Origin of the sequence: Tropicimonas sp. IMCC6043, from assembly GCF_004146235.1 — a bacterium.
Classification (GTDB): domain Bacteria; phylum Pseudomonadota; class Alphaproteobacteria; order Rhodobacterales; family Rhodobacteraceae; genus Tropicimonas.
The window spans coordinates 1-7759 of sequence record NZ_SELO01000088.1 but is presented as its reverse complement, the minus strand read 5'-3'; the positions used below and the strand labels follow the sequence as shown (position 1 = coordinate 7759).

Here is a 7759-nt window from a genome sequence, read left to right as displayed (position 1 = left end):
GCTTCTTCTTCATCGCCTGCGTCATGCTCGGGAAGGCGGGCTGTTTCGGCATCGTCGGCGCTCCTCTCGCGGATACACAGACCCTATCAGATCACGCCCAGAGGCGAAGGTTCTTCAGACTTTCCTTCATCCATGCCGAGCGGATCACGCGCCCGGCATCGGCTCCCTGCCGCACCGGCACCGACGCCACTCCCTGCACCTCCTCGTTCAGCCGGAGCCCCATGCTGATAAGCCCGTGCAGGGCGGCGTGGGCGTAGACGAAGGTGTCGAGGGCCTCGTTCGGTTCGCCGTCGCGCTTGGGCTGCCAGGAGCGGATCGGGCGTCCGCGCTCGAAGCGGGTGACGACGCGCTCGGCGGTCAGCTGGCGGAAGTAATCGGCGTCGAGGCGGCGCGGGAAGTGGATCGCACCGGGGCCCGGTTCGGTGGGGCGCAGGCGGGCGTAGACGGCGTCCTTCACAGCGTCGACGCCGACGATGAACAGCGGGATCTTGCCCTTGTTCGTGCGCGTCGGGCGGCGCGGCCAGACCGGGATGCCGGGCCCGCCGCGGCCCTTAATCGCCCAGATGCGGCGGGCGAGGCGGGTGCGGCAGAACTCGTAGGCCATCTTGGTGTGGTGGCCGCCGGTGTCGATGGCGGCCGCGCGTACGGGCAGGTCGAGCCCGGCCGGATGCGGGAAGCTCGCCTGCAGCACCATGTCGAGATCGGACCAGAGCCGCGGTCCGGACGGGTCGCCCCAGAGCACGCGGTAGTCGATGACCCACGCCTCCTCGTCGCGGCCCCAGCCGAGGATCTGCACCTCGATGCGGTCGCCCTGCACGTCGACCCTCCATACCAGAAACCTTTGAACCGCCGAGCGCGCGGGGGCGATAACATTTGGAAGTACAACCGAGACCAAAGTGACGGTTAGACGGTCGGCGAGCCATATCACAGTACAAATGATAGAGCGGCGGGGACCCGCTGTTCGACTTGGACGTTAGGGTCGAACAACATGCCCCGCGGCGACAGCAAAGCGGTGACCTGGGGAGAGCCGTCATCAACCAGATTTCGCCCAGTCGCCATTCGGTTGTTGCTGGCTGCCGCGGCAGTCTGTTCCAGAGCCAGCACGAGAGCTTGGGCAATCTGAGAACTGCCGACGTCTACCACTAACAACTAAACTTCAATCCTCAGTTCTTGATAGGTAGGTTCTTGGCCAAATCCAGCCCCCGCAACCAGTTTTATTTGCATGAGGTCGTCCGACGTAAGTCCGGCGACCTTTTTGCTTATCTGGGCAAGGCTTAGGATTCCTGCCAAATCACCTTCGATATCCATCAGGAGGCCGCTGGCCTCCTCGGTGGCTGGGTGCAAAACGATCCGGTCGATAGGGCTGCGCGGAATCTCGACGGCCTCGCGGCGCGCGCTCTGCGTGGTGATCGAGGCGCGGAGGTCGGCGAGCGCCCTACGGTAGCTCGCGCCCGACCGTCGCAAGCTGACGCAGCGCCTCGACAGCCGGGTAGCTCGCCGCGCCGTCCCGGATGGTAGTCAGCCCTTGCCTGCGAATGACGCTCAGGCGCGGTATCTGTTCAAAAGCGTGGTCAGGCGCTCGACCGCAGCCACGGCGGCGGCATGCTCCTGCGAGAAGTTGAGGCGAATGCTGTCGCCCGAATGAGGGCTGAACTCGGTTCCCGGCGTAACGATCACTCCGGCTTGCAGCCTCAGCGCCCGAACAAAGGCGGTCGGGTCTATGGCCAATGGAGGCAGTTGCGGGAAAAGGTAGCTGCCTGCTTCCGGCATGCGAGAGGCGCAGCCTTCGATTGCTCGAAAATGCGTGAGAAGGTCGTCTCTGATGGCTTGATGCTGGCGCGTCCTGTCCGCCATCCAGCCTTCAGGCTCATTGAACCACGTGTGCAAGACTGCCTGGGAATATCCGCTTGCACGCAGCGACACGATGGCTTGCAGCTGTTCCATGCGCGAGATGATGGCGCGTGCACCGAAGGCGACGCCGAGGCGAAAGCCGCTCAATGATTCCGTCTTCGAAGGTCCCATGATCGTCACGACTTTCTCGGAATCCACGTCCGCCGCCCGTAAGTGCGTGTAGCGCCCCCACTCGTAGCAGAGGCGGGAATAGAGCTGGTCTACTATGACGGTAGCCCCATAGCGTGTGGCGAGCGCTGCGATCTGTCCGATCTCTTCTTCGGAATAGACCACGCCAGTCGGATTGTTCGGATTGGAGAAGAGGAAGGTTTTCACGCCGGCGCGAAAGGCAATCTCAAGTTCTTCAAGGTCGATCCCTGCTGTTCCGGATGCTTGTTCGCCGTAGCGCAACTGAACCGGATGGATCTCGGCGCCGAGGAAGACAGCGAGTTTCCGGTTGGCGAAGTAGTCCGGCTGCACGATCGCAATCTTGTCGCCCGCACCCACGGTCGCAGCGACCGCAAGGAACAGGGCCCCCTGCGTGCCCGGCGTGACGATCAACCCGTCTGCCCCATCCACCGTTGCTCCGGTGAAATCCGCCAGACGGATGGCAAGCGCATGGCGGATGCCCGCGTCGCCGCGGTACTCGGTGTATGCCTGCGCGCCACCCCGTTCATAGCCATCTACGAAAGTACCGAGCGCACCGGGCGTCGGCGGATGCGCATTGACGTCGCCATGCGAGAAATCGACAGGTCTCCCGGCGAGGGGGGCACCCTTGAGAAATGAATCGGTGTCTGCCGATGATTGCCGGCCTTCTTGCCCCGGTGCGTTGTCCGTTGCCAGTTGTTCGAATTTCTCCAGGATCGACATTTTCCCCGTCCTCTGTCCCGACAGTCTTGACATCGGTCCTAGTAGTGCTGAACCAAAAACAAAAACTGTTTAATACTTCTTCAGACAGTAGAGAATTTATCTTATGGACATCAGGAATCTCGAAACCTTCCTCGAAGTCGTCGAGCGTGGCTCGGTCGCCGAGGCCGCCCGCCGGATGAACCTGACCCCGGCTGCACTCTCGCAGCGTCTGCTGGTCCTGGAACAGGAGCTGGGGCAAACGCTCGTCACGCGTGTCGGGCGAACGATGCAACCGACCGAGGAAGGGCTTGCGATGCTTGCCGCCGCGCGCAGGATCGTGTCCGGAGCACGGGATCTCCGCGCCATTGCGGCCAATGGAGAGCCGGCCGGGCAGCTTCGGCTCGGTGCGATCGCGACATCGGTGACTGGTCTGCTCCCGGAGGTAATCGCCCACCTGGGCCAAGCGCAGCCAGCCATCGAGTATTTTGTCCAGCCTGGTTCATCGTCGGATCTCTACCAGGGGGTCATGGAGGGCGATCTCGACGCTGCGATCATCGTCCGGCCCAACTTTGCGCTGCACAAGTCGTTGCGCTGGAAGCGGTTGCATACCGAACCACTCGTCTTCATATCTCCCGAAGACGGCGCCCTGGACGACCCGCATGACCTGATCCGCGCACAGCCTTTCATTCGGTATGATCGAAATTCGTGGGGCGGGAGGATCATTGACCGTTATCTGCGCGCGCATGATCTGGTGGTGAAGGAATTCCTGGAACTCGACGGTCTCGAAGCGATTGCGGCCATGGTCAACCGTGGTGTGGGCGTCGCGCTCGTTCCGGATTGGATGCCGCCGTGGCCGGCGGGGATGCATTTGCGCAAGACCATCGTTTCGGTCAGGGACAGTCGGGAAATTGGAGTTGTCTGGCGATCGGCCGGTGCCCGGAATGCCGCTGTCGGTGTTTTTGTCGGGGCTTGCATGACGATCGTTGCTGATGCGACCTCAGGCCCCTAGGGACGTGGTTGTGTTGACCGGTCCGCGGTGAGAACAAACCGCCTCAGAGCAGATGAGGACACAAGGGGGAATCATGAGTGCGGATCTGAAAGTCGGCATCGCCGGGCTTGGCGCAATTGGCCTGCCGGTGGCGCGTTGGCTCGACGCGGGAGTACCCGGGCTCAGGCTCGTTGCCGTTTCGTCCTCCTCAATCGACAAGGCGCGGTCCCTGACGGAAAGCTTCACCAATCCACCCGAGGTCGTTGCGCTCGAGGAATTGCCGCGTCACGCCGATGTGGTGATCGAGGCACTGCCGCCGGATCGTTTCCGATCATTGGCTGTTCCGGCGCTCGAGGCCGGGTCCACTTTGATCGTGGTCTCGCTCACGCAACTTCTTGCAAACAGGGATCTTGTTGACCTTGCGCGTCAGACAGGCGGCCGGATCATCGCCGCCACCGGCGCGATCGCGGGGCTGGATGCCGTTCGGGCTGCTGCGAAGAGCGAACTCATCCGCGCGGTGATGCGCACCCGAAAGCCTCCGGCGAGCCTCGCAGGGGCGGTGTTTGTCCGGGAGGCGAATATCGATCTTTCGGAATTGACCGAACCGCTTTGCCTCTATTCCGGAACCGTCACCGAAGCGGCGCAGAAATTCCCGGCAAATGTAAACGTTGCGGTCGCCCTCTCGCTGGCAGGGTGGGGACCAGACCACACCGATTACGAAGTCTGGGCCGATCCAGGTATTGATCGCAACACCCACAGCATCCTGATCGAAACGGATGCGATAAAGCTGGAGATTTCCGTCGCCAACGTGCCGAGTTCAGAAAACCCGGCAACTGGCAGGATAACACCGTTTTCCGTGATGGCGGCGCTCGAGCGTCTTGTGTCGCCTATTACAATCGGCTCCTGAGCCTGGGGCGGCCCCGTCATGAGATAGGACGGCCGAATTCTTTTCGACCGTTGGCTGTGTTCATGCCATGGCCGCTAAAGGACGCGGACCAATCCACCATCGACCCGCAGGCTTGTACCGGTGATGTAGCCTGCTTTGCTGGAGCAAAGGAAGGCCGCGGCATCGGCGAATTCCTGTGGATCGCCGTAGCGCCCGGCCGGGATCGTTGCCCGTGATGCAGCGGCGACCTCTTGCGGTGTCTTTCCGGTCCGCTTTGCGGCTGCCAGGTTTAGCTGATCCACTCGGGCGGTATGAATGCGGCCGGGGATCAGGCCATTTATTGTGACTCCATCGCCTGCGACCTCGGCCGAAAGCGTCTTCATCCATCCGACCAGCGACAAGCGAAGCGTGTTGGAAAGACCGAGGTTCGGAATCGGTTGTACGACTCCAGAGGAAAGGATTGTCAGGATTCGGCCCCACTTTCGTTCTCGCATGCCGGGCAGGAGAGCCGTGGCAATACGGATTGGCGACTCGACCATCGGACGCACTTGCGAAAGGAGATCTTCCGTATCGAGCTGCGCCATCGGCCCTGGTTTTGGCCCGCCTCCATTCAGCACAACGATGTCGATCTGATGATCTGCAGTCAGCGCAGCGACCGCTGTATCCACGGATGCGACATCCGCCAGGTCGACAGGCATCGCTGTCAGCTTTCCGCTGACCTGCGGCTGCAGACGGGCAACCGTTGCCTCCAGCACTTCGGTGTTGCGTCCGGCGAGGACGACATTCGCGCCCTCTCCGGCAAGGGTTTCGGCGATTGCGCCGCCCAGGCCACCGGAGGCTCCAAGGACGAATGCTGTTTTTCCGTTCAGTCCAAGATCCATATTCTGGTTCCTTTCGGTTGGCTCAGGCAGCGAGCTTGGCTTCGAGGCGAAGCATCAGGCGGTCGATCTCTGCGGTGTCGATGGACGAAAGCCGAGGGCCGGGGGCGCGGGCGCCGGCATGGGCAATGGCCCCGCGCTTCATCAGAATGTATTTGCGGATCGCCAGGCCGAGGCCGATCTGTTGCTCGTGCCGAAGGATCGGGATGTATCGGTCGAAGAGGTCCTCGGCGGCGTCCGGATTTCCCTTTTGATGCAATGCAACGGTTTGAACCAGCGCTTCGGGATACGCGAAGCCTGTCATGGCCCCGTCCGCCCCGCGCTGAAGCTCCTGGGGAAGGTAGAGGCCACCGTTTCCGCAAAGGATAGACAAGCGAGGTGTCTCCCGTTCGGCCTCGTCCTGGCGAAGCCGCGTCAGCTTTTGCATCCCCGGCCAGTCCTCATGTTTCAGCATGACGATTTGAGGCAGGTCTTCGGTGAGCTTTCGGATCAATGCGGGAGAAACCGGAACGCCTGTCGACAATGGGAAGTCCTGGAAGACGACAGGAACCTTCGGTCCAATCTGGTCACAGACGGAGTGGAAATATCCTTCCACGCGATCCTCCCGCGCCGGACCGCGGGCTGGCGCGACCATCACACCCGCGGCACCTTTTTCCATGGCGTAGGAGGTGAGTGCAGCCAGGCCATTCAATCCAGGGTTAGAAACGCCGACGACGACCGGGAGGTCGCCCGTCTGTGCGAGAACCGTGTCGATTACAGCGCGCTGTTCATCGGCATCGAGCTTGTCGGCTTCGCCCATCATGCCGAGAATGGTCATGCCAGTAACCCCGTGCCCGATATAAAAGGCGACAAGGTGAGCCAGGCTGTCGTGGTCCACTGAGCCATCTTCTTTGAATGGCGTCGCGCAAATGACGAAAACGCCGTTGGTCTGTCTGTCGATTGGCCGCGACATGGCTGTTCTCCTGTTGGTCTTGAACTGATTCCGCTTTGGTGCCGTCGCTCGTAGTTGGCGTGTCCGCGATACCCACTCCGATTTCTCTCACATGGCGCCTTCCAATTGTGCCAATCGCGGCGCCAACTGCATAGAAAACATGCAAAATGATGGGCGAGCCGCAAATATCTCAGCTAAGTTTACTTGTGGGATACTGTTGGTATACTGAAAATGCAAGGGACAACGGGCTTCCAAAGCACACCAACCAGAAAGAGATCTGCAATGAAACAGAACATGAAATTTGCGGCGGCGACGGCATCTGTGCTCGCAATCGGAGTGACCGCGGTGTCGGCCGAGGTCAGCTGGGACATGTCTATTGTCTGGCCAGAAGGCAATTTTCACACCAAGAACGCGATGCAGTTTGCTGACACGGTGCGCGAGGTAACGGATGGTGAGGTGAACATCACCGTGCATTCCGGCGGTGCGCTTGGCATCAAGGGGCCCGAGGGCATGGCGGCCGTGCGCGATGGCTTGGTTCCGATCGCCGACATTCTGATGAGCCAGCAGGTCGGTGAGAACCCGGCCTTCGGGGTCGAGACTCTGCCTTATCTCGCGCCGACGCTTCCCGATCTTGCGCTTCTGCACAAATTCTATCGCCCGATGATCGAATCCATCGCGGAAGATATGAACCAGAAGCTGCTCTACATGGTGCCTTGGCCGGGACAGGCGGTCTATTCGCCAAACAAGATCGAAACTCTCGCCGACCTTGAAGGTCTGACGATCCGTGTGGTTGATGCGAATGGCAATGCCTTCTTCGACGCTCTTGGCGCCGCTCCGCTGCAGATGCCCTGGGGCGAGGTGGTGCCGTCGCTGGCGGCCGGCACGATCAAGGCTGTGACGACCTCGTCTTCCTCGGGTGTCGACGGTGCCTTCTGGGAATTCATGGACAACATGAGCACCTTCAATTGGCAGGCTTCTTCCAACATCGTCACCGTGAACCTGGACGCTTGGAATGCGCTGTCCGAGGAAGACCAGGTCGCAATCGAGAATGCCGCGGCCTCCCTCGAGGGACAGTTCTGGCTGAATTCCGCCAATGAGGATTCGACCAAGATTGCCACTCTGGAAGAGAATGGCATGACCGTTTCTGCGCCCTCGCCGGAACTCAAGGCAGAACTGATCGAAAAGGCGAAGCCGCTCTGGGAAGCCTTCAAGATAGGTGGCTCGGGTTGTCTGAACAGTTTGGAGCTGTGTTCTAAGTGGATCTTCCGCTCAGTTATGCCGCGACCGGAATTGGCCGGGACGGGGTGAGATATGCCTGATCGGGCGTTTTCCCGTCC

8 protein-coding genes are annotated in these 7759 nt (G+C 61.1%); 3 read left to right on the top strand and 5 right to left on the bottom strand.

Going from position 1 to position 7759, the window contains the following annotated elements; all coding sequences use genetic code 11:
- Window positions 1–91 precede the first annotated feature (91 nt).
- From EU800_RS25460 to EU800_RS25455, 3 genes are all read right to left on the bottom strand, one after another.
- Window positions 92–928: a terminase gpA endonuclease subunit gene (locus EU800_RS25460; RefSeq protein WP_256369792.1), complete on the bottom strand. Its 837-nt coding sequence runs from the start codon at window positions 926–928 to the stop codon at window positions 92–94.
- A gap of 221 nt (window positions 929–1149) precedes the next feature.
- Complete coding sequence (locus EU800_RS27070) at window positions 1150–1308, bottom strand: hypothetical protein (protein ID WP_165354850.1); 159 nt, start codon at window positions 1306–1308, stop codon at window positions 1150–1152.
- 234 nt (window positions 1309–1542) lie between these two features.
- Window positions 1543–2760, bottom strand: coding sequence for a pyridoxal phosphate-dependent aminotransferase (locus tag EU800_RS25455; RefSeq protein ID WP_129636271.1), 1218 nt, complete (start codon window positions 2758–2760; stop codon window positions 1543–1545).
- Window positions 2761–2863: 103 nt separating this feature from the next.
- On the opposite strand from EU800_RS25455, the gene EU800_RS25450 reads away from it, so the two are divergent.
- Together EU800_RS25450 and EU800_RS25445 are read left to right on the top strand one after the other, a co-directional pair.
- Entirely contained in the window at window positions 2864–3748 is an 885-nt protein-coding gene (locus EU800_RS25450) for a LysR family transcriptional regulator (RefSeq protein ID WP_129636270.1), read from the top strand.
- 52 nt (window positions 3749–3800) lie between these two features.
- Complete coding sequence (locus EU800_RS25445; RefSeq protein ID WP_371685673.1) at window positions 3801–4634, top strand: aspartate dehydrogenase; 834 nt, start codon at window positions 3801–3803, stop codon at window positions 4632–4634.
- A gap of 74 nt (window positions 4635–4708) precedes the next feature.
- Here EU800_RS25445 and EU800_RS25440 read toward each other — a convergent pair whose 3' ends face one another.
- Together EU800_RS25440 and EU800_RS25435 are read right to left on the bottom strand one after the other, a co-directional pair.
- Window positions 4709–5494, bottom strand: a complete 786-nt coding sequence (locus EU800_RS25440) for an SDR family oxidoreductase (protein WP_129636268.1) — start codon at window positions 5492–5494, stop codon at window positions 4709–4711.
- A 22-nt stretch (window positions 5495–5516) separates the two neighbouring features.
- Window positions 5517–6443, bottom strand: a complete 927-nt coding sequence (locus EU800_RS25435; RefSeq protein ID WP_129636267.1) for a dihydrodipicolinate synthase family protein — start codon at window positions 6441–6443, stop codon at window positions 5517–5519.
- A 183-nt stretch (window positions 6444–6626) separates the two neighbouring features.
- Between EU800_RS25435 and EU800_RS25430 the strand changes: the two genes are divergently transcribed.
- Window positions 6627–7730: a TRAP transporter substrate-binding protein gene (locus tag EU800_RS25430; RefSeq protein ID WP_242500833.1), complete on the top strand. Its 1104-nt coding sequence runs from the start codon at window positions 6627–6629 to the stop codon at window positions 7728–7730.
- The last annotated feature ends 29 nt before the right edge of the window (window positions 7731–7759 follow it).